Origin of the sequence: Marinomonas pontica (genome assembly GCF_036322735.1) — a bacterium.
Classification (GTDB): domain Bacteria; phylum Pseudomonadota; class Gammaproteobacteria; order Pseudomonadales; family Marinomonadaceae; genus Marinomonas; species Marinomonas pontica.
On the sequence record NZ_AP027271.1, the window covers coordinates 3,255,395 to 3,277,561 of the forward strand.

Below are 22,167 nucleotides of genomic sequence, written 5' to 3' on the forward strand. Positions count from 1 at the left end.
TTTCGCGCTTTTAGCGAAAGAACAGCTTGCAAGCGTCGTTGTTATTTTCGTCTTGATAAGGATAACCAAGCTCATCCAAGAAATGTGTCACGTCCGTTTCTTCGCCGACCGCTTGCAAGCCCACCAAAACGCGACCATAAGCATCACCATGATTGCGGTAATGGAACATGGAAATATTCCATTGGCCACCAAGCGTGTTTAAGAATTTTAGCAACGCGCCTGGACGTTCTGGGAATTCAAAGCTATAAAGCAACTCGCCTTTATCGCTGCGCAAATGCCCACCAATCATATGGCGAACATGTACTTTAGCGGTTTCATCATCAGTCAAATCCACGATTTCATAGTCTTTCAAATCGTCTAAAAGCTCTTTACGGCTATGGGGGCTGCCACCTAAGGCAACGCCAACAAAGATTACCGCCTCTTGGTCATCGCCATAACGATAGTTGAATTCTGTAATATTACGACCAACCAAGGCTTGGCAGAAGTCTTTAAAACTACCAGGGTGCTCAGGAATTTTCACCGCAATAATGGCTTCGCGTTTTTCACCTAATTCTGCGCGTTCTGATACATGGCGCAAGCGATCAAAGTTGACGTTCGCGCCACTGTTGATGGCAATGAGCGTTTGGCCTTTTGCGTCTTCGCGCTCAATGTACTTTTTCAAGCCAGCCAAGGCGCAGGCACCTGCAGGTTCGGTAATCGCACGCGTGTCGTCGTAGATGTCTTTAATCGCTGCACACATTTCGTCTGTGGTTACAGTGATTACTTCATCAACGGTGTCTTTGGCAATCGCAAAGGTATTTTGACCAATTTCAGCCACCGCAACACCTTCAGCAAAAATGCCCACCGTCGATAATCGAGTAGGCTGGCCTTTTTCTAAGGCAATTTTCAAACACGCCGCATCTTGTGGCTCAACACCGATAATCTTGATGTCTGGACGCAGGTATTTTATGTAAGCTGCGACACCGGCAATTAAACCACCGCCACCAACAGGGATAAAAATCGCATCAATATTGCCTTCATGTTGATGAAGGATTTCCATGCCGATGGTTCCTTGACCTGCGATTGTGTCTAAGTCATCGAAAGGATGCACATAAACTTGGCCGGTTTTTTCCATAATTTCACGAGATTTTGCCGACGCTTCATCAAAAGCATCACCAAACAACACCACTTCCGCACCATGATTTCGCACCGCGCTGACTTTCACTTCCGGTGTGGTTGCTGGCATCACAATCGTGGCTTGAATACCCAGCTTTTTCGCCGCCAAAGCCAAACCTTGTGCATGATTTCCTGCCGATGCGGCAATCACGCCACGGGCGCGTTCTTCCGGTGTTAACTGACAAATTTTGTTGTATGCCCCACGAATTTTGAAGGAGAAAACAGGCTGTAAGTCTTCTCGCTTCAAAATAATCTCGTTGCCCAATCGATTCGACAATTGATTGGCACGAGACAGTGGTGTTTCTACGGCGACGTCATAAACGCGTGCCTGTAGAATCTTTTTGATCATGGTATGGGGCATAATATTTCCTAAACGAATATAGATCGACAACGCGGTATTCTTAACGGCACCTACGCTGACTGCTAGTCAAAAAAAACCGAGTAGGAAATATACTCTTTCACCCCTCGAGGCGCAAAGACCGAAGCCCTCTATATACACATCAAAATCGCATAAAATCCGTAAATGGCGGAGTAAGTCAGGGTAACAATCAATAGATGAAGCGATTATAATGTGATCTCAAACACCATTTCCCCCTAGCAAAAACTACAATAGAAGATGAACATCACCATGACTCAAGATGAATTAAAACAAGCGGTTGCAGAAGCGGCGGTTGCCTACATTCTTCCTATGCTAGAAACCGATACCATTGTCGGCGTTGGCACAGGTTCAACGGCCAACCTCTTCATTGACGAATTGGCTAAGCACAAAGGGCTATTTGACGGCACAGTTGCCAGCTCAGAAGCTTCTGCGGAGCGTCTAAAAAAACATGGCATTCCTGTCTTTGACCTGAACAGCGTTGACAGCATACGTGTGTATGTCGATGGTGCTGATGAATCGAATGACAACCTTCATTTGATCAAAGGCGGCGGTGCGGCGTTAACTCGTGAGAAAATCGTCGCGGCTTGCAGTGATGAATTTGTCTGTATTGCCGATGAATCGAAGCTTGTTAATGTGCTTGGTGACTTCCCGCTTCCTGTAGAAATTATTCCAATGGCACGCGGCCATGTAGCACGTGAACTGGTAAAATTAGGCGGTGATCCGGTTTATCGTGAAGGCGTTGTTACCGACAATGGCAACCATATTTTGGATGTCTACAATCTAGAAATTCTAGACCCAGTCGCCTTAGAGAAAAGCATCGACGGTATTGTTGGTGTGGTAACAAATGGCTTGTTCGCCAAACGTTCCGCGGATGTGCTTTTGCTTGCAACCAAAGACGGTATCAAGACGCTAAAGAAATAGTACAGCCGATTCAACTCCTCGACACAGCGAGGAGTTGAATCAAGCTAAATCATTTAAAATATGTCCTTAAAACCAGCGACTTTTTCGCATTAACACGAACTGACCACCGCCTAAGACCACCAAAACTACGCAAAACAGCCAGAAGGCCATGCTGCTTTCCGTACCGGGCATTCCACCAATGTTGATACCAAACAAGCCCGTTAAAAAACCTAGCGGCATAAAAATACCAGATAGGATGGACAAGACATACATTCGTGCGTTCATCTTTTCTGACTGTAAGTTGGCAAACTCTTCTTGCATCAGCAAACAACGTTCACGCAAGGATTCCAGCCCTTCCACATAGCGAGTGATATCGTTGGCAGCTTCTTGCACCTGTGCTGTTTGCTCTGGTGTCATCCACGCAATAGATTCCTGCGCCAATTTATTGATGGCTTCTTTCTGAGGCACCAAAAATCGTCTCAGTCGAATGGTTTCCAATCGACGCTGCACCAATGAGTCTCGCTGCCCAGCTTCAATTCCTTCTCCAATGCTTTCTTCTAAATCCGCCAACTCATCTTCTAAGCCAGTAATGACTTTTGCCATTCGGCCTGTTAGCGTTTCCGTCAAGGTCGCTACAATATCAGCGGTATTAACTGGCCCCTCATTATTGGATAGATCTTTTACGACATCTTGAACGGACAATAGTTTTCGACGTCGGCTTGATACAATGAAATGAGGCGTCACCCAAAGGCGCAGTGAGACCATATCGGACGGATTAGACTCAGGGTTTAAGTTCACTCCACGTAAGGTTAATAATAAACCTTTGCCCATTTTCACCGTGCGTGGACGAGTTTCTTCGGCAAACAACGCTTCAACGGCCGTTTCTGGTATATCATTCAAACTAGATAGCCACACTCGACCTTCTTCTTCACTGCAATCTAAATGCACCCACCGACAGCCCTGGCTCGGCAAAGTGGTCGGAAGCTCGGCTGAGGTGAGTTGAGTTGCACCACCTAAACCATCAAGCTCTAAGTTATGTATAACAAATGACGACATATCCTTTCCTCTCATTTTTTGCGTAGATTATCCGAAAACAGTCGATTTCCCTATTTATTTTGCTCTCATCTCACCCGCTTGGCTGACACTTAATAACGAGAATGGCATAATTTCAACAACCTCAAATAACAAGGACCAGTCAAACCATGCCAAACCTAACCGATGTTTTAGCATCCAGCGCGACACCTCAATCTCTACAAACAGTATTAACGGTCACGACCAATACTTGTATCGACATTTCTGATGCGCTGAAACAAGGCTCTCTTGCTGGTATTTTAGGCATGGCTGGCAATGAAAACGTTCAAGGTGAAGAGCAAAAAAAATTAGACGTTATTTCAAATGATATGTTAAAAGACGCCTTGCTTGCTTGCCCTGCTGTAAGAGCAATTGCATCCGAGGAAGAAGACTACATCGTTCCTGCTAATACAGATGGGGAATACTTCATTGCCTTTGACCCATTAGACGGCTCTTCTAACATCGACATCAACGCTATGGTTGGCACTATTTTTTCGATCTATCGACAAACAGGTGACAAACCAGCAACTGAAGCTGATTTCTTAATTCCAGGCAAAGAGCAAGTCGCTGCGGGTTATGTTCTGTATGGCCCATCAACCATGCTGGTTCTAACAACAGGCAATGGCGTTAACATGTTCACTTATGACACAACGAACCATGTTTTCACATTAACGACTGAAAACGTTAAAGTAGCGAATGAAACACAAGAGTTTGCCATCAATATGTCCAATCAAAGGTTCTGGTCAGCAAATATCCAAAACTATGTAAATGATCTTGTACAAGGTCGAGATGGATCTCGTGACAAAAACTTCAACATGCGATGGGTAGCCGCTATGGTCGGCGATGTTCACCGTATTCTTTGTCGTGGTGGTATTTTCATCTACCCTTGGGACAGCAAGGACCCGTCTAAAGCTGGCAAATTACGCTTAATGTACGAAGCCAACCCAATGGCCATGCTTCTTGAGCAAGCTGGCGGCAAAGCGCATACACATACTCAACGTATCCTAGATATTCAACCAGAAGCCATTCATCAACGTGTAGCGGTTATTTTAGGTGCAGCAAACGAAGTGGATAAGTGTTTAACTTATTAACATACAAAAGGGTGTATTTTTTATTTTGAGTGCATAACTTAACGAGTTAATAACAAAAGGTCGCCTACGCGGCCTTTTTTATTGTCTAATAACTCTATCCCCACACGATAGAAGCAAATACGCCATTTACTTATCATCGGACTCAAGTGAAGAACGGTATGAATCGCCACTAGTTCAGTAGGCATGCTAACAATGGCATGTGTGTCCCAGCATGAGCTTCATATAGTGCCTCACGCGTGGTGAAAGTGATGTTGATGACTGCCCATAACGAAAAAACCCCACCCTGCATAGCAGGATGGGGTTTCTCTTTGTTTAAAGCTTGACGACGACCTACTCTCACATGGGATCTCCCACACTACCATCGGCGATGGCGCTTTTCACTTCTGAGTTCGGGATGGGATCAGGTGGTTCAACGCCTCTATGACCGTCAAGCAATTCGTTTTGCGTTTGTTCTGAGCTGCACTGTGTTGTGCGCTGACCTTTTAAGGTTAGCTTGACTCAAAACACGCGAATACGTGCTTGGATCTTTAACAATTCTTTTTTGAAATAGCGATAACCAAGTATCAAACCGATGCTCATCATTGCTGATGCTGTATCGTAATCTGTGTCTGCGATTTTTTAAAAAACCACTTTGGTGTTATATGGTCAAGCCTCACGAGCAATTAGTATTGGTTAGCTCAATGCCTCACAGCACTTACACACCCAACCTATCAACGTCCTAGTCTCGAACGGCTCTTTAGGGGACTTATGTCCCAGTGAGATCTTATCTTAAGGGAGGCTTCCCGCTTAGATGCTTTCAGCGGTTATCCCGTCCGAACATAGCTACCCGGCAATGCCACTGGCGTGACAACCGGAACACCAGAGGTTCGTCCACTCCGGTCCTCTCGTACTAGGAGCAGCTCCTCTCAAATCTCAAACGTCCACGGCAGATAGGGACCGAACTGTCTCACGACGTTCTAAACCCAGCTCGCGTACCACTTTAAATGGCGAACAGCCATACCCTTGGGACCGGCTTCAGCCCCAGGATGTGATGAGCCGACATCGAGGTGCCAAACACCGCCGTCGATGTGAACTCTTGGGCGGTATCAGCCTGTTATCCCCGGAGTACCTTTTATCCGTTGAGCGATGGCCCTTCCATACAGAACCACCGGATCACTAAGACCTACTTTCGTACCTGCTCGACGTGTCTGTCTCGCAGTTAAGCGTGCTTTTGCCTTTACACTCTATGCATGATTTCCGACCATGCTGAGCACACCTTCGTGCTCCTCCGTTACTCTTTGGGAGGAGACCGCCCCAGTCAAACTACCCACCACACAGTGTCCTCGATCCGGATTACGGACCTGAGTTAGAACCTCAAACATACCAGGGTGGTATTTCAAGAGTGGCTCCATGCAAACTGGCGTCTGCACTTCAAAGCCTCCCACCTATCCTACACAAGTAGGTTCAAAGTTCACTGTGAAGCTATAGTAAAGGTTCACGGGGTCTTTCCGTCTAGCCGCGGATACACAGCATCTTCACTGCGATTTCAATTTCACTGAGTCTCGGGTGGAGACAGTGTGGCCATCGTTACGCCATTCGTGCAGGTCGGAACTTACCCGACAAGGAATTTCGCTACCTTAGGACCGTTATAGTTACGGCCGCCGTTTACTTGGGCTTCGATCAAGAGCTTCGCTTGCGCTAACCCCATCAATTAACCTTCAAGCACCGGGCAGGCGTCACACCCTATACGTCCACTTTCGTGTTTGCAGAGTGCTGTGTTTTTAATAAACAGTCGCAGCCACCTGGTATCTTCGACCGACTAGTGCTTACGGAGCAAGTCCTTCACACCGGCCGGCGTACCTTCTCCCGAAGTTACGGTACCATTTTGCCTAGTTCCTTCACCCGAGTTCTCTCAAGCGCCTTGGTATTCTCTACCTGACCACCTGTGTCGGTTTGGGGTACGGTTCCTGCATATCTGAAGCTTAGAAGTTTTTCCTGGAAGCATGGCATCAACCACTTCGCCCAAAAGAGGGCTCGTCATCAGTTCTCGGTCTTAAAAGGGCCCGGATTTGCCTAAGCCCTAAACCTACCGCCTTAAACACAGACAACCATCGCTGTGCTGGCCTAGCCTTCTCCGTCTCTCCATCGCAATATGCACGAGTACAGGAATATTAACCTGTTTCCCATCGACTACGCATTTCTGCCTCGCCTTAGGGGCCGACTCACCCTGCCCTGATTAACATGGGACAGGAAACCTTGGTCTTCCGGCGGGGGAGTTTTTCACTCCCCTTATCGTTACTCATGTCAACATTCGCACTTCTGATACCTCCAGCCTGCCTTACAGCTTGACCTTCAACGGCTTACAGAACGCTCCTCTACCATGCCTAGTAAACTAAGCATCCGTAGCTTCGGTGGCCAGTTTGAGCCCCGTTATATCTTCCGCGCAGGCCGACTCGACTAGTGAGCTATTACGCTTTCTTTAAAGGATGGCTGCTTCTAAGCCAACCTCCTAGCTGTCTAAGCCTTCCCACATCGTTTCCCACTTAACTGGCACTTTGGGACCTTAGCTGACGGTCTGGGTTGTTTCCCTTTCCACGACGGACGTTAGCACCCGCCGTGTGTCTCCCGTAATTGCACTCATTGGTATTCGGAGTTTGCATGGGGTTGGTAAGTCGGGATGACCCCCTAGCCCAAACAGTGCTCTACCCCCAATGGTGAGATACGAGGCGCTACCTAAATAGCTTTCGAGGAGAACCAGCTATCTCCGAGCTTGATTAGCCTTTCACTCCTATCCACAAGTCATCCCCAGCCTTTTCAACGGATGTGGGTTCGGTCCTCCAGTTAGTGTTACCCAACCTTCAACCTGCTCATGGATAGATCGCCCGGTTTCGGGTCTATTCCCAGCAACTAAACGCCCTATTAAGACTCGGTTTCCCTACGGCTCCACTAAACGCTTAACCTTGCTACTGAAAATAAGTCGTTGACCCATTATACAAAAGGTACGCAGTCACGGAACAAGTCCGCTCCCACTGCTTGTACGTACACGGTTTCAGGATCTATTTCACTCCCCTCACAGGGGTTCTTTTCGCCTTTCCCTCACGGTACTGGTTCACTATCGGTCAGTCAGGAGTATTTAGCCTTGGAGGATGGTCCCCCCATATTCAGACAGGATAACACGTGTCCCGTCCTACTCGTTTTCATGATTAAGGTGTTTTCGTATACGGGGCTATCACCCTTTACAGCGGCACTTTCCAGAGCCTTCTACTAACACCAAAACCACTTAAGGGCTAATCCCCTTTCGCTCGCCGCTACTTAGGGAATCTCGGTTGATTTCTTTTCCTCCGGGTACTTAGATGTTTCAGTTCCCCGGGTTCGCCTCCTCACAGCTATGTATTCACTGTGGGATACTCTACAAGTAGAGTGGGTTTCCCCATTCGGACATGTTCGGATCAAAGTCTGTTTATCGACTCCCCGAACCTTTTCGCAGATTACCACGTCCTTCATCGCCTCTGACTGCCAAGGCATCCACCGTGCACGCTTGGTCACTTGACCATATAACCCAAAATAGTTTTCTAATTCCCGACTCTAAGAAGAGTCAGTATTAAAACAACACTCAGATCACATACCAAAGGGCTTTTGTTCCCCTCTGGATTTACGATTTAGAAAGTCACCTAGGTTAAAGGTGCTTTCCACCGGTTTGACGCTTGATTATCGTCTATTTCAAAATTTGAATTGTTAAAGAGCAAGTTTAGTGCAAAGCACTAAGTCAGAGACTAAAAACCAGAAACACATTAAGAACGTTAGAATCTTAATTTGGTTTCTTTTTTTTTAGCGTCTTGCTTAGGACTCTAGCTAAAGCTTTTACACAGAATGATCATGAACCGTAAATGGTGGAGCTATGCGGGATCGAACCGCAGACCTCCTGCGTGCAAAGCAGGCGCTCTCCCAGCTGAGCTATAGCCCCATTACTTACTTGATCGTATTTGGTGGGTCTGGGCCGATTTGAACGGCCGACCTCACCCTTATCAGGGGTGCGCTCTAACCAACTGAGCTACAGACCCAAATACTTTCTGTGCTTCTTATAAAGTAGATATCACTATGAAGAACTCATAGTCATCAGATAATTTGTGTGAACGCTCACCAGAGGTTTCTATCGTTTAAGGAGGTGATCCAGCCCCAGGTTCCCCTAGGGCTACCTTGTTACGACTTCACCCCAGTCATTGACCACTCCGTGGTAACCGCCATCCCCGAAGGGTTAAGCTAGCTACTTCTGGAGCAATCAACTCCCATGGTGTGACGGGCGGTGTGTACAAGGCCCGGGAACGTATTCACCGTGACATTCTGATTCACGATTACTAGCGATTCCGACTTCATGGAGTCGAGTTGCAGACTCCAATCCGGACTACGACGTACTTTCTGGGATTCGCTTACTCTCGCAAGTTCGCAGCCCTCTGTATACGCCATTGTAGCACGTGTGTAGCCCTACTCGTAAGGGCCATGATGACTTGACGTCGTCCCCACCTTCCTCCGGTTTGTCACCGGCAGTCTCCTTAAAGTTCCCACCCGAAGTGCTGGCAAATAAGGATAAGGGTTGCGCTCGTTACGGGACTTAACCCAACATTTCACAACACGAGCTGACGACAGCCATGCAGCACCTGTCTCAGTGTTCCCGAAGGCACCAAAGCATCTCTGCTAAGTTCACTGGATGTCAAGAGTAGGTAAGGTTCTTCGCGTTGCTTCGAATTAAACCACATGCTCCACCGCTTGTGCGGGCCCCCGTCAATTCATTTGAGTTTTAACCTTGCGGCCGTACTCCCCAGGCGGTCTACTTATTGCGTTAGCTGCGCCACTAAGTCATTACAACCCAACGGCTAGTAGACATCGTTTACGGCGTGGACTACCAGGGTATCTAATCCTGTTTGCTCCCCACGCTTTCGCACCTCAGTGTCAGTATCAGTCCAGGGTGTCGCCTTCGCCACTGATGTTCCTTCCTATATCTACGCATTTCACCGCTACACAGGAAATTCCACACCCCTCTACCGTACTCTAGCCTGCCAGTATCGGGTGCCATTCCAAGGTTGAGCCCTGGGATTTCACATCCGACTTAACAAACCACCTACGCGCGCTTTACGCCCAGTAATTCCGATTAACGCTTGCACCCTCTGTATTACCGCGGCTGCTGGCACAGAGTTAGCCGGTGCTTCTTCTGGGGCTAACGTCAAGATAATTGGGTATTAACCAATCACCCTTCCTCACCCCTGAAAGTGCTTTACAACCCTAAGGCCTTCTTCACACACGCGGCATGGCTGGATCAGGCTTCCGCCCATTGTCCAATATTCCCCACTGCTGCCTCCCGTAGGAGTCTGGGCCGTGTCTCAGTCCCAGTGTGACTGGTCATCCTCTCAGACCAGTTAGAGATCGTCGCCTTGGTAGGCCTTTACCCTACCAACTAGCTAATCTCACGCAGGCTCATCTAATAGCGGAAGGCTCCGAAAAGTCCCCTCCTTTCCCCCTCAGGGCGTATGCGGTATTAGCATGCGTTTCCACATGTTGTCCCCCTCTACTAGGCAGATTCCTACGCGTTACTCACCCGTCCGCCGCTCGTCAGCAGGAGCAAGCTCCCCTGTTACCGCTCGACTTGCATGTGTTAAGCCTGCCGCCAGCGTTCAATCTGAGCCATGATCAAACTCTTCAGTTAAAAAGTTTGCTTACTCAAAATCTATTACACTAACAATAACTTAATCGACTCATCATTCCTAAAAACAACAAGCCAACATAAAGCGAATTGACGTGTTAGACGTTTCGCAAGACTTCAATTTTTTTGATCGCTCATTCACTAACAAGTAGTCAATGTCAATCTTCTGAAGCCTCCAGCGAGCGCCCACACAAATTATCTGATTATCTATTTTAAAGAGCGTGCTAACCTGAATTGCTAACTATATTTCTAGTTAGTTGAACTTGGTCTTCGTTGCTCTGAAGCCTTGTCCGTGTCAGCGAGGGCGTATATTAAGGATCTACAGATTTTGTGCAACCCTTTTTTAAATTAATTTTGAAATTAATTAAAAATCTATCGAACCTCAACAATACGAAGTTCTTTCGGCATTGAGAAAGACACGTTCTCTTCTCTACCTTGTAATTCTTGTGGAGCATCACCACCCTCTTTAATAAGGCGCTCAATCACTTCGTTAATCAAGACTTCTGGTGCAGACGCTCCAGCCGTAACCCCAACACTATCCACATCCTGCAACCAAGCGGAGTCAATCTCGCTGGCATTATCAATTAAATAAGCTTTTGCACCCATTCTCTGTGCTAATTCGCGAAGACGATTGGAGTTAGAGCTATTAACAGAACCAACAACCAACACTAGCTTGGACTCTTCCGCCAAGGTTTTCACTGCGTCTTGACGATTTTGAGTGGCATAGCAAATATCATCCTTTTTAGGACCACTGATTTTCGGAAAGTACTGGCGCAGCGCATCAATAACAATCGATGTATCATCCATAGACAATGTCGTCTGTGTAACAAAAGCAAGACGCTCAGGATTTTTCACTTTAAGAGTCTCGACATCTTCAGGACTTTCCACTAAATAAATAGCGCCACCCTGTCGATTATCGTACTGCCCCATCGTTCCTTCCACTTCGGGATGCCCGTCGTGACCGATTAAAATGCACTCCATACCATCTCGAGAGTAGCGCAAGACTTCTAAGTGAACCTTTGTCACCAAAGGACAAGTCGCATCAAAAACCTTCAACCCACGATTGGCTGCTTCATCTCGAACCGCTTTTGATACACCATGCGCACTAAAAATAACAATATTGTCGTCTGGTACTTGATCCAATTCATCAACAAACACAGCCCCGCGAGCTTTTAGTGACTCCACAACAAATTTATTGTGAACCACTTCATGACGAACATAAATTGGTGACTCAAACAGATCCAAGCAACGATTGACGATATCAATTGCTCTATCTACGCCAGCACAAAAGCCGCGTGGGTTCGCTAATTGAATAGCAAAGCTCATGCAACCTCCTCTACATCAACAATCTGAGCTCGAAATGTTAGCGAGCGCCCAGCAAGAGGATGATTAAAATCAACGATCACTTCCTGCTCACCAATTTCAGCGATAACACCTGGCAGCTCGTTTTTGCTCATATCGGCAAAAGACACAACCATGCCTTCTTCTAGGTCCATTGAAAACTGAGACCGAGGCATACGCTGGATATTGCTTTCGTTATGCGCACCGAAAGCTTTTTCTGGGTGCATAACAAAAGAGGCCTCTTGTCCTGCAGACATACCTAATAAAGCCGCTTCAAAGTCCGGCAACAAACTCCCATCACCGAAAACAAAAGTCGCAGGCGCCTGAGAAAAGTTAGAATCAACAATTTGTCCATCTTCGAGAGACAGCTCAAAGTGCAAAGTGACTCGACTTGCGGATGTAATTACATTCATTATTTTGCACCTTCCTGCTTTTTCGTCACAACACTTTCAAGCAGCATTAAAATCACACCAAGGGTAATTGCACTGTCCGCTAAGTTGAAGGCAGGAAAATACCAAGATTGCTGCCAATGAAACTGCAGAAAATCCACTACATGCCCATAAACCAAACGGTCATAAAGATTACCAACCGCACCACCCAAAATAAAAGTAAGAGCAAAGGACTCTAAGCGATTTGAATCGGCAATTTTAACCAAACGCCAGCTAATACCAACAACCACAGCGAATGCGATAAAAGAGAAGAACCAACGCTGCCATCCACCCGCTTGCGCAAGAAAACTAAAAGCAGCGCCCGTGTTGTATCTCAATGTCAGATCAAAGAATGGAAAAACAGCAATTTCTTGTCCATAGAATAAATTGGACTCAATAGCTTGTTTTGTTAACCAATCCAAAACAAAAAGAATCAGAGCCAGCGCCCACCAGCGCTGAACTCGTTTCCATATAATCAAAGCCGTCATTAAGCGTAAAGGCGCTGTTCACCTTCCCCGTCAGGCAAGTTAGCAATGCAACGATCGCACAATTCTGGATGCGCAGCTCGTTTACCCACTTCTTCACGATGATGCCAGCAACGTACACATTTAGTGAACTTACTTAGCTCGACAGTCACTTTAAGGCCATCAAGATCTGTTGCTACAGCATCGTCACCTGCTTGAGACAATGGCAACACCTTCACATCAGAAGCAATCAAAACAAAGCGCAGTTCTTGATCAAGGCGATTCAATGTTGCTTGCAAAGCATCATCACAATAAAGTGTGATTTCAGCACTTAAGCTCGCTTTCATTTTACCTTCGCTTCGTGCCGCTTCTAATACTTTATTCGTCGCCACTTTAGCTTCAAGAACTTGCTTCCAAAATTCACGCCCCATTGGCTCATCACCAGATAGTTCTTCTAGGCCTTCGTACCATGTTTCCAAGAAAACAGACTCGCCACGCTCACCTGGTAATGTTTGCCAGATCTCATCGGCCGTAAAGCTCAAGATAGGTGCAACCCAACGAGAGAAGGCTTCCATCACATGATACAGAGCCGTCTGCGCAGAACGACGCGCCAAGCTGTCTTCTTGCGTTGTGTACTGACGGTCTTTGATGACATCCAGATAGAAACCACCCAAATCCACTGAACAGAAGTTTTGAATTTTCTGATTCACCGTATGGAATTGATATTCGTTGTACGCCGTGTTCAATTCTTTTTGCAACAAAGCAGCACGATCCACAATCCAACGATCCAATGCAATCATGTCTTTAGAAGACACCATATCCGTCGCTGGATTAAAGCCGTTCAAGTTCGCCATCATGAAGCGCGCCGTATTACGAATACGACGATAAGAATCCGCCACACGTTTAAGGATCTCATCAGACACCGTCATTTCAGTGGTGTAATCGGTTGCTGCAACCCACAGACGAATGATATCCGCACCCAACGTGTCCATCACTTTCTGAGGCGACAATACGTTGCCCAAAGACTTCGACATTTTGCGACCATCACCATCGACAGTAAAACCGTGTGTCAGCACTTGTTTATACGGTGGCACCCCACGAATCGCGATAGACGTTTTTAACGAAGACTGGAACCAGCCACGATGCTGATCTGAACCTTCTAGGTACAAATCGGCAGGGAAGTTCAATTCGTCACGCTGATCGATAACAGAATAATGCGTCACACCAGAGTCAAACCAAACATCCAGCGTATCCGTAACCTTGCTGTATTTTTCAGCATCGGCTCCTAACAACTCTTCTGCTTCCATCTCAAACCAAGCGTCGATGCCTTCCACTTCGATTCGCTTGGCGACTTCTTCGATCAAACGCGGTGTTTCAGGATGAAGCTCTTGCGTTTCTTTATTGATAAACAGCGCAATCGGCACACCCCAAGTACGCTGACGAGACACACACCAGTCAGGGCTGTTATTCAACATCCCTTCCATACGGTTTTGCCCCCAACTTGGTACCCACTTCACACCTTCAACAGCATGCTTGGCAGCATCCAACAAACCTTCTTTGGTCATACTGATAAACCACTGCGGCGTCGCGCGAAAGATCAGTGGCGTTTTAGTGCGCCAGCAATGTGGGTAACTATGAAAGATCTTAGACTCAAACACCAAAGCGTTATTATGATTTAGCGCTTCGAGTACCGCACCATCTACCTTGTAGACGTGTAAACCAGCAAACTCACCAGCCGCATCGGAATAAACACCGTTATCTTGAACAAGATTGATTGTACCTATGCCATTTTCACGACCCACATTAAAGTCGTCTACGCCATGGTCTGGTGCCGTATGAACGCAGCCAGTACCCGCTTCCGTTGTTACGTGCTCACCCAAAATAACGGGAATATCGCGTTCTAGGAACGGGTGATTCAATACCGTACCCGCTAATTCAGCACCCACTGCACGACCAACAATACGGAAATCTGCCACACCATAGCGAGACATCACACCTTCAACCATGTCTTCAGCAACAATCAAGCGCTCTTTGCCCAAGCCCATATCGACTTCAACTAACGCATAGTTAAATTCAGGGTGTACAGAGACCGCTTGACTCGCAGGAAGCGTCCAAGGCGTGGTTGTCCAAATAACAACAGAAACCTTACCTTCACCTTCCACATCAGAAAACTTCGACAATAAAGCCGCTTCGTCTTGAGGCGCATAACGCACATCCAAAGACAAAGACGTTTTATCTTGGTATTCCACTTCCGCTTCCGCCAAAGCAGAACCGCCAACCACGCTCCAGTAAACTGGCTTAAAGCCTTTCACCAAATGACCGTTTTCAGCGATTTTGCCTAAAGCACGAACAATGTTCGCTTCCGTTTGGAAGTTCATGGTCAGATAAGGATTTTCCCAATCCCCCATCACACCCAAACGGATAAAGTCTTTTTTCTGCTCTTCGATTTGCGAATAAGCGTATTCACGGCATTTCGCGCGAAACTCTTTAAACGAAACCTTATCGCCCGCTTTACCGATCAGCTGCTCAACTTTGTGTTCGATTGGCAAGCCATGACAATCCCAACCCGGAATATAAGGCGCATCAAAACCACTAACAGTTTTGGACTTAACAATAATATCTTTGAGGATTTTGTTAACCGCGTGACCAATGTGAATACTACCATTTGCGTATGGAGGACCATCATGAAGAACAAAAGACTTACGCCCTTTGCTCACTTCGCGCACCTTGTTGTACAGATCCATATCCTGCCAACGCTTCAGCATTGCAGGTTCACGTTTTGCCAAATCTCCACGCATAGGGAAATCAGTATCAGGCAAATTCAGTGTCGGTTTATAATCACTCATGGTTTTTCGATTTATCCTCAAAGATCATCTTTTCACTGATTAGCAAAGAAGCGTAACGCTTCTTCTTTATCACATTGAATTTGTGTTTCCAGCTCACTTAAGCCAGCCATTTTTCGCTCTGCCCTAATAAACTGACAGAAAGTCACCTGCACATACTTATCGTACAAATCACCATTAAAATCTAACAAGTGCACTTCCAAAACAGGAGTTTTCCCCTGAACGGTTGGTCGCACACCGATATTCGCAACCCCATCGTGTGACACACCGTCCACCAAAAAGGTAACCGCATACACCCCAGACAAGGCCGACTTAACGCCTTTAAGGTGGACATTCGCAGTCGGAAAACCCAGTTTTCGTCCCAACTGCTGCCCATGAACCACTCGACCACTCAATGTGACCGAATGCCCCATATTCATTTGCGCGGCCGCAATATCGCCGTTTTCTAGCGCCTGCCTAACCACCGTACTGCTAATTCGCTCACCCACCGCATTCAGCACCGAGGGAGTATTCTCCACATCAAAGCCCTGCTGGTTGCCAAACTCTTGTAGGTAATAAAAGTCGCCCTGTCGATCACAGCCAAAGCGAAAATCATCGCCTACCACCAAATGCTTTACTGACAAACCGTCCAATAAAATCTGCTGACAAAATGCCTGTGCATTCAATTGCTGCAACTTGGGGTTAAAAGGCATACAAAGAACATAGTCAATGCCTTGCCCTTCCAGCAACTTCACTTTATCTCGCAAACGACCAATACGACCGGGCGCAGATTCAGGAGAAAAAAACTCTCGTGGCTGAGGCTCAAAAATCATAATACCAGCCGGCGAATGATACTGCTTAGCCAAGGCTTTTACGCGAGCCAATATAGCACTGTGTCCTAAATGAACACCGTCAAAATTCCCTATCGTCAGCACACACTCTTTATGCTTTGAACGGATATTATGAATACCGCGAATTAACTCCATAGAACCCCGTACAAAACAATTAAACCCAGCGTCGAAAAAATATCATGGATTATATAGCAGTTAACCTAATGACGGTAGGCCAGAACTTGCACAAGCAGTGCAAACCACAAATCAACCCAAGATCACAATCAATGCTTCAAAATAGAAGGACGCAACCCCGCAACAGCCGCCACCGCCAAATACACAAACACGCCAGAGACCACAACAAACAAGGTATACCCCACCCTAGTTAAATCGGCCATCTGAGTCCATTGCCACCCTTGAATTAGAAACAGATACAAACACACACCCAACGCAAAAGTCGCACTGATCAATATGCGCAATAAGCGCCCCCATTGAACAGAAAACACATGATGCTGCTGTTTATACAAACCACGCCACAACAAAAAAGCATTCAAACCGGCTGAAAGACTGGTCGCCAACGCCAAACCCACATGCCCCAACGGCCACACCAAAATCAAGTTCAGCACCATATTCGACACCATGGCAATAATACCGATACGCACAGGCGTCTTCGTGTCTTGCCTTGCATAATAGCCAGGAGCCAACACCTTAATCAGCATCATAAACACCAAGCCCAACGAATACGCCTGCAAACTCTGCGCCGCCATGTGCACATCATTCACCGTCAGCTCGCCGCGATAAAAAATCGTCGCAATCAAAGGCTCCGCCAACATAAACAAAGCAAGAGAAGACGGAACAGCGATCAATAATAAAATGCGTAACGCCCAATCCAACGTCTCAGAAAATCTAGATGACTCACCACCAGAAAAGCTACGAGACAACGAGGGCAAAATCACCGTGCTGATCGCAATCGCAAAAACACCCAACGGCAGCTCATACAATCGATCAGACAAATACAGCCAAGTAATACTGCCTGTTTGAAGAAAAGAGGCCAAAACCGTATCCAACAGCAAATTAATCTGACTGACCGACACCCCAAACAATGCCGGCCCCATCAAAAGCAAAATCCGCTTCACTCCCGGATGACGAAAACCCAACGTCGGCAAAGGCAGAAGACGCAGTCGAGCCAGAAACGGCACCTGAAACATCAATTGAATCAACCCTGCGAAAAACACCCCCCACGCCACAGCAGTTTCAGCCTGTGCCGCCGTACGCGCAAAAAACACCGTCGCCACGATAAGCGAGATATTTAAAAAAATAGGGGTTATGGCCGGCACCGCGTATTCGCCGTGGGCATTTAATATCCCTCCAGCCAACGCCGTTAAAGAAATAAACATCAAATAGGGGAAAGTAATCACCAACAAATTTGATGCCAACGCAGTCTGACCATCGTCTCCCGCAAAACCCGGAGCAAAAACGTACACAACCCACGGTGCGCACACCATAAACAAGACAGTAATGCACAACAAAACCAACGCAAGAGAACCCGACACCGCCGAAATAAGCGCGCGCACCTCTTCCTTACTCTCTTTGACACGATATTCACTCAACACAGGAACAAAGGCTTGTGCAAACGCGCCCTCTGCAAATAAGCGTCGAAAAAAATTAGGGATTTTAAAAGCAACGTAAAACGCATCCGCACTGCCGCTTGCCCCTAAGACATACGCTAACGCCGCGTCTCTCACCAACCCAAGAATACGAGAAAGAAAGGTACAAATAGAAACCAGGACACCAGAACGCAATAAAGACAAAGACTTAGGCTCTTTATTAGCGGCGATCTTTTTTTCAGACATAAGAAATTACGACTTAGACAATAGACATATGCGCCAAGAATAACACCTGCCGCTACTACAGCGCAGCCAAATATATACGCTCATTTGATTAATTTTTGTATAATAGGGTTGTGACTGCGCTAAAAACTGGTAAAATCCGCCGCGAGATTTCAAAGTTAAAACTTGACATTAATTTCATGACACAGCACAGTGCTGGGTCATTACTTATTCCAAATTAAAGGAGCCAGACCGTGGCAAATTCCGCCGGTTCAAAAAAACGCGCGCGCCAAGCAATCAAAAGCCGCGCTCACAATGGTAGCCTTCGTTCAATGGTTCGCACATACTTGAAAAAAGTAGATGCAGCTATCGAAGCAGGCAATCAAGCTGACGCACAAGCAGCTTACGTTCTAGCAACTTCTAAGCTAGACAAAGCCGCTGACAAAGGCCTATATCACAAAAACAAAGCTGCTCGTCATAAGAGCCGCTTGAGTGCTAAAATCAAAGCACTGGCCTAATACCTATAAAAAAACCGGCAAACGCCGGTTTTTTTATGTCTTGCAAAACTCCGACTGCGCCATTCTACCCCAGTAACACCACCAGCCAAACAACAGCAGCCAACGCCAAAGCCAACATCACCGCCGCAGAACCCAAGTCCTTAGCGCGACCAGACAATTCATGATGCTCATGACTGATTCTATCAACCACAGCTTCAACGCTGGAGTTTAGCGTCTCAACGATCAACACCATACCCACTGAAAAAATCAGCACCGCACGCTCTAGCCCCGTATCACCAAGCCAAATCGCAAAAGGCAAAGCAATCAAAAATAAGAAAAACTCTTGGCGAAAAGCCGCTTCATGCTTCCATTGAGCCCGCAAACCTTGATATGAATATTTTGACGCACTCAACACGCGCTCTAGACCTGCTTTACCCGGCTTCGCCATAACAACCCCTTTTAAATAATAACCAAATCATCGCGATGAATAAGCTCAGGCTCACCTTTGTAACCCAAAATATCACCAATATTGGACGACGCCTGACCAAGCAACTTAAGCGTCTCTGCCACACTGTAGTTCACTAATCCGCGAGCAACCAAACCACCTTGCAGATCAACACAAAGCACCATATCACCACGAGAGAAAGTCCCTTGTGCATCCCTTACACCGACCGGCAAGAGGCTCGTACCTTCTTTGCGCAGCGCCTTTACCGCACCGTCATCCAAAATCAACGCGCCACGACTCTTCAAATGCCCAGCCAACCACTGCTTGCGAGCCGCCACCCGACCATGCTCCGGCTGCAACCACGTTCCCAGCAATTCACCTGATGCCACTCGAGTAATCACACTCTCCTCACGGCCAGAAGCAATTAAAGTATCCGCCCCGGATCGCGCCGCCAAACGCGCTGCACGTACTTTCGTTAGCATTCCACCGCTACCCAATACGCCAGCACCGCCGCTTGCCATGGATTCCAAACGCTCATCCGATGCTGAAATATGCGATATTAATGTTGCATCTTGATGATCACGTGGATTTTTATCAAACAAACCGTGCTGATCCGTCAAAATAATCAGCACATCCGCTTCCACTAAGTTCGCAACCAACGCCCCTAGCGTGTCGTTATCACCAAAACGAATCTCATCGGTTACAACCGTATCGTTTTCATTAACAATGGGTACAACTCCAAAACCAAGCAGCGTACGCAACGAAGATCGTGCGTTTAAGTAGCGGCGTCGGTTAGATAAGTCATCATGGGTCAGCAAAATTTGCGCAGTACATAAACCATGTTTCTCAAAATGAGATTCATACACTCCCACCAGCTCCATTTGACCAACGGCTGCGGCCGCCTGAAGCTCATTAACCTGAGTGGGGCGAGCAGAAAAACCAAGACGCTTCATGCCAGCCGCAATAGAACCAGAAGACACCAATACGACTTCCTTGCCTTGCGCTCGCAATTCAGCAATTTGAGCAACCCAAAGACCAATACGAGCAACATCCAACCCTTGCCCATCATTCGTCAATAATGCACTGCCGATTTTAACAACAACACGTTGCGCCTTCGCTATTTTCTCTCGCATTTCCATGATACTGCTTTTTCCTACCAATCAGATTAACTTACGTATTCCACTTCAACATCGTAATCATCTTCATCGAAATCATCATCGTCGACCATTTTGCCAGCCAAACGACGCTTTTCACGCAATGACATAATACGATTTCGACCTTCTTCGTCGATCAACGCACGAACGGCTTTCTCTTTTTCGCGCGCCTCTGGGCTCTCCATCAACAACTCACGCTGCTCATCAAGCGCCGTCATCAAGTCCAAGCACAACACCTCTGTACCCTCGCCCGAAATAGCCGAAATACGGTACGCTTTGCCTTCCCATCCAAGCGCATCGATCACACTTTGACAACGCTCTTCTAATTCGTCTTCTGGTACCATGTCGGTTTTATTCAAAACCAACCAACGATCACGCTCTGCTAAAGCAGGGCTAAACTGATGCAATTCGTTTACCGCAATAACTGCCGCTTCTGCTGGGGTGATTTCATCCCAAGGTGCCAAATCAACAATGTGCAACAAAATTCGGTTACGCACCAAGTGCTTCAAGAAACGAATACCAAGACCCGCACCTTCAGATGCGCCTTCGATAATTCCAGGAATGTCGGCAATAACAAAGCTCTGATGCTTCTTAACCTTTACCACGCCCAAATTTGGCACCAAGGTCGTGAACGGATAATCCGCCACTTTTGGCTTAGCAGAAGACACCGCACGAATAAACGTCGATTTACCGGCATTAGGCAAACCAAGCAAGCCAACATCGGCCAAGACTTTCATCTCTAACTTCAACGTACGTTCTTCGCCCACCGTGCCTTTTGTTGTCTGTCGCGGAGCACGGTTGGTACTGGATTTAAATCGAGTATTCCCCAATCCATGATGACCACCTTGAGCGACTTTTAACTTTTGGCCATCACGAACAAGATCGCCCAGCGTCTCGCCAGTGTCATCATCAATAACTGTCGTCCCTACTGGCACCTTGATCTCAAGATCCGCACCTTTAGAACCCGTCATATCTCGCCCTTGGCCAGACTCTCCGCTTTCAGCGATGTATTTTTTCGTAAAACGAAAATCGATCAGCGTGTTCAACGCCTCATCAGCCACCAGCAACACACTGCCGCCGTTGCCGCCGTCACCGCCATCAGGGCCACCTTTGGCCACAAACTTTTCACGCCAAAAACTCAACGCACCATTACCGCCTTTACCCGCTCTTACGTAGATACTGGCTTCATCAACAAATTTCACAGATACACCTCATAGGTGGATTATCAGAATCAACAGACTCTGATTATAGAATTCTTCCAAAAAAAAAGCCCCGCGTCGCGGAGCTTTTTTTAAGTTTTTAGTAAGCGATTAAGCAGCTACGACAGAAACTGTACGACGCTTCAACTTACCTTTCACTTCAAACTTCACTTGGCCTTCAACAACAGCGAACAAAGTGTGATCTTTACCAATTTGAACACCTGCACCAGGGTGGAACTGAGTACCACGCTGACGAACAAGGATGTTACCTGGGATCACAACTTGACCACCAAAACGTTTGACACCTAATCGTTTCGACTCGGAATCGCGACCGTTACGAGTACTACCACCCGCCTTTTTATGAGCCATGACTTACTCCTTAAATTTGAATAGTTAGCGCTTAGTTAATACCAGTAATTTTCACTTCCGTGAACCACTGACGATGACCCATACGCTTCATAGAGTGCTTACGACGACGGAATTTCAAGATTTTAACTTTATCTCCGCGACCATGTGCAACAACTTCCGCTGTTACTTTAGCGCCTTCTACAACTGGTGCACCAACTTTAACGTCGTCGCCGTTGCAAACAAGAAGAACGTCGTCGAATTGAATCGCGCCACCTTCTTCAACAGCTAATTTCTCAACCTTAAGGGTTTGGCCTTCTTCTACACGGTATTGCTTACCGCCAGTTTTGATCACTGCAAACATGTTCTTCTCCAATTAGATTTACCCGGCTACTGAAATTGAATTTGACCTACTTCTAGTGGCAATAACGTTCTGACCGAATCGGACAAAAATCACTAACCATATGATAGGGAGCAAAATGTGGGTAAATCGGACGCGAGATTGTACAAAATCACACCAACCAATACAAGCGAAAAGCAATA

Annotated in this window: 16 protein-coding genes, 2 tRNA genes and 3 rRNA genes; 3 read left to right on the top strand and 18 right to left on the bottom strand. The window is 46.8% G+C overall.

Annotation, left to right across the window (positions count from 1 at the left end):
- Positions 1 to 10: 10 nt before the first annotated feature.
- Positions 11 to 1,516, bottom strand: coding sequence for a threonine ammonia-lyase, biosynthetic (ilvA, locus tag AABA11_RS15335; protein WP_265728737.1), 1,506 nt, complete (start codon positions 1,514 to 1,516; stop codon positions 11 to 13).
- A 267-nt stretch (positions 1,517 to 1,783) separates the two neighbouring features.
- On the opposite strand from ilvA, the gene rpiA reads away from it, so the two are divergent.
- Positions 1,784 to 2,455, top strand: a complete 672-nt coding sequence (gene rpiA, locus AABA11_RS15340) for a ribose-5-phosphate isomerase RpiA (protein ID WP_265728736.1) — start codon at positions 1,784 to 1,786, stop codon at positions 2,453 to 2,455.
- 66 nt (positions 2,456 to 2,521) lie between these two features.
- Here the strand turns inward: rpiA and AABA11_RS15345 are convergent, their stop codons facing one another.
- On the bottom strand, positions 2,522 to 3,490 hold the full coding sequence (locus AABA11_RS15345) for a zinc transporter ZntB (RefSeq protein ID WP_265728735.1): 969 nt from the start codon (positions 3,488 to 3,490) through the stop codon (positions 2,522 to 2,524).
- Between the two features lie 146 nt (positions 3,491 to 3,636).
- On the opposite strand from AABA11_RS15345, the gene AABA11_RS15350 reads away from it, so the two are divergent.
- Complete coding sequence (locus AABA11_RS15350; protein ID WP_338269279.1) at positions 3,637 to 4,596, top strand: class 1 fructose-bisphosphatase; 960 nt, start codon at positions 3,637 to 3,639, stop codon at positions 4,594 to 4,596.
- A 317-nt stretch (positions 4,597 to 4,913) separates the two neighbouring features.
- Here the strand turns inward: AABA11_RS15350 and rrf are convergent.
- The 11 genes from rrf to murJ form a co-directional block, all read right to left on the bottom strand.
- Positions 4,914 to 5,028: ribosomal RNA gene (gene rrf / locus AABA11_RS15355) — 5S ribosomal RNA — on the bottom strand.
- 209 nt (positions 5,029 to 5,237) lie between these two features.
- A 23S ribosomal RNA gene (locus AABA11_RS15360) occupies positions 5,238 to 8,127 on the bottom strand.
- Between the two features lie 336 nt (positions 8,128 to 8,463).
- Positions 8,464 to 8,539 (bottom strand) — tRNA-Ala (locus AABA11_RS15365).
- Positions 8,540 to 8,559: 20 nt separating this feature from the next.
- Positions 8,560 to 8,636, bottom strand: a tRNA-Ile gene (locus tag AABA11_RS15370).
- Positions 8,637 to 8,733: 97 nt separating this feature from the next.
- Positions 8,734 to 10,273 (bottom strand): 16S ribosomal RNA (locus tag AABA11_RS15375).
- Together the 16S, 23S and 5S rRNA genes with 2 tRNA genes alongside form the textbook arrangement of a ribosomal RNA operon.
- Positions 10,274 to 10,642: 369 nt before the next feature.
- Positions 10,643 to 11,596, bottom strand: a complete 954-nt coding sequence (ispH, locus tag AABA11_RS15380; protein ID WP_338269281.1) for a 4-hydroxy-3-methylbut-2-enyl diphosphate reductase — start codon at positions 11,594 to 11,596, stop codon at positions 10,643 to 10,645.
- Positions 11,593 to 12,024: an FKBP-type peptidyl-prolyl cis-trans isomerase gene (locus AABA11_RS15385; RefSeq protein WP_338269283.1), complete on the bottom strand. Its 432-nt coding sequence runs from the start codon at positions 12,022 to 12,024 to the stop codon at positions 11,593 to 11,595. The genes ispH and AABA11_RS15385 overlap by 4 nt, the downstream gene beginning before the upstream one ends.
- Positions 12,024 to 12,527 (bottom strand): signal peptidase II, encoded by a 504-nt coding sequence (gene lspA / locus AABA11_RS15390; protein WP_338269285.1) that lies wholly within the window; start codon positions 12,525 to 12,527, stop codon positions 12,024 to 12,026. Before lspA ends, AABA11_RS15385 begins: the two co-directional genes overlap by 1 nt.
- Positions 12,527 to 15,349 carry an isoleucine--tRNA ligase gene (gene ileS / locus AABA11_RS15395; RefSeq protein WP_338269287.1) on the bottom strand — a complete coding sequence of 941 codons (2,823 nt, stop codon included), beginning with the start codon at positions 15,347 to 15,349 and terminating at the stop codon, positions 12,527 to 12,529. The genes lspA and ileS overlap by 1 nt, the downstream gene beginning before the upstream one ends.
- A gap of 32 nt (positions 15,350 to 15,381) precedes the next feature.
- Positions 15,382 to 16,311 carry a bifunctional riboflavin kinase/FAD synthetase gene (gene ribF, locus AABA11_RS15400; protein ID WP_338269288.1) on the bottom strand — a complete coding sequence of 310 codons (930 nt, stop codon included), beginning with the start codon at positions 16,309 to 16,311 and terminating at the stop codon, positions 15,382 to 15,384.
- A gap of 128 nt (positions 16,312 to 16,439) precedes the next feature.
- Positions 16,440 to 18,008, bottom strand: a complete 1,569-nt coding sequence (gene murJ / locus AABA11_RS15405; protein WP_338269289.1) for a murein biosynthesis integral membrane protein MurJ — start codon at positions 18,006 to 18,008, stop codon at positions 16,440 to 16,442.
- 230 nt (positions 18,009 to 18,238) lie between these two features.
- Here murJ and rpsT point away from each other — a divergent pair, with 230 nt between their 5' ends.
- Complete coding sequence (rpsT, locus tag AABA11_RS15410) at positions 18,239 to 18,502, top strand: 30S ribosomal protein S20 (RefSeq protein WP_111608659.1); 264 nt, start codon at positions 18,239 to 18,241, stop codon at positions 18,500 to 18,502.
- A 64-nt stretch (positions 18,503 to 18,566) separates the two neighbouring features.
- On the opposite strand, the gene AABA11_RS15415 is transcribed toward rpsT, so the two are convergent.
- The 5 genes from AABA11_RS15415 to rplU all read right to left on the bottom strand — a co-directional run bounded on the left by AABA11_RS15415 (position 18,567) and on the right by rplU (position 21,988).
- Positions 18,567 to 18,929, bottom strand: a complete 363-nt coding sequence (locus AABA11_RS15415; protein WP_338269295.1) for a diacylglycerol kinase — start codon at positions 18,927 to 18,929, stop codon at positions 18,567 to 18,569.
- Positions 18,930 to 18,940: 11 nt separating this feature from the next.
- Complete coding sequence (gene proB, locus AABA11_RS15420; RefSeq protein ID WP_338269296.1) at positions 18,941 to 20,065, bottom strand: glutamate 5-kinase; 1,125 nt, start codon at positions 20,063 to 20,065, stop codon at positions 18,941 to 18,943.
- 26 nt (positions 20,066 to 20,091) lie between these two features.
- Complete coding sequence (cgtA, locus tag AABA11_RS15425) at positions 20,092 to 21,282, bottom strand: Obg family GTPase CgtA (protein ID WP_338269298.1); 1,191 nt, start codon at positions 21,280 to 21,282, stop codon at positions 20,092 to 20,094.
- A 108-nt stretch (positions 21,283 to 21,390) separates the two neighbouring features.
- Positions 21,391 to 21,648, bottom strand: a complete 258-nt coding sequence (rpmA, locus tag AABA11_RS15430) for a 50S ribosomal protein L27 (protein WP_265730332.1) — start codon at positions 21,646 to 21,648, stop codon at positions 21,391 to 21,393.
- Between the two features lie 31 nt (positions 21,649 to 21,679).
- Positions 21,680 to 21,988, bottom strand: coding sequence for a 50S ribosomal protein L21 (gene rplU, locus AABA11_RS15435; protein ID WP_012071898.1), 309 nt, complete (start codon positions 21,986 to 21,988; stop codon positions 21,680 to 21,682).
- Positions 21,989 to 22,167 lie beyond the last annotated feature (179 nt).

Bases quoted from the DNA above. Each gene is read 5' to 3' on its own strand.
- AABA11_RS15345 (WP_265728735.1), bottom strand. From the start codon at position 3,490: ATGTCGTCATTTGTTATACATAACTTAGAGCTTGATGGTTTAGGTGGT.
- rpmA (WP_265730332.1), bottom strand. From the start codon at position 21,648: ATGGCTCATAAAAAGGCGGGTGGTAGTACTCGTAACGGTCGCGATTCC.
- rpiA (WP_265728736.1), top strand. From the start codon at position 1,784: ATGACTCAAGATGAATTAAAACAAGCGGTTGCAGAAGCGGCGGTTGCC.
- AABA11_RS15385 (WP_338269283.1), bottom strand. From the start codon at position 12,024: ATGAATGTAATTACATCCGCAAGTCGAGTCACTTTGCACTTTGAGCTG.
- AABA11_RS15415 (WP_338269295.1), bottom strand. From the start codon at position 18,929: ATGGCGAAGCCGGGTAAAGCAGGTCTAGAGCGCGTGTTGAGTGCGTCA.
- lspA (WP_338269285.1), bottom strand. From the start codon at position 12,527: ATGACGGCTTTGATTATATGGAAACGAGTTCAGCGCTGGTGGGCGCTG.
- ilvA (WP_265728737.1), bottom strand. From the start codon at position 1,516: ATGCCCCATACCATGATCAAAAAGATTCTACAGGCACGCGTTTATGAC.
- proB (WP_338269296.1), bottom strand. From the start codon at position 20,065: ATGGAAATGCGAGAGAAAATAGCGAAGGCGCAACGTGTTGTTGTTAAA.
- AABA11_RS15350 (WP_338269279.1), top strand. From the start codon at position 3,637: ATGCCAAACCTAACCGATGTTTTAGCATCCAGCGCGACACCTCAATCT.
- murJ (WP_338269289.1), bottom strand. From the start codon at position 18,008: ATGTCTGAAAAAAAGATCGCCGCTAATAAAGAGCCTAAGTCTTTGTCT.
- ispH (WP_338269281.1), bottom strand. From the start codon at position 11,596: ATGAGCTTTGCTATTCAATTAGCGAACCCACGCGGCTTTTGTGCTGGC.
- ribF (WP_338269288.1), bottom strand. From the start codon at position 16,311: ATGGAGTTAATTCGCGGTATTCATAATATCCGTTCAAAGCATAAAGAG.
- ileS (WP_338269287.1), bottom strand. From the start codon at position 15,349: ATGAGTGATTATAAACCGACACTGAATTTGCCTGATACTGATTTCCCT.
- rplU (WP_012071898.1), bottom strand. From the start codon at position 21,988: ATGTTTGCAGTGATCAAAACTGGCGGTAAGCAATACCGTGTAGAAGAA.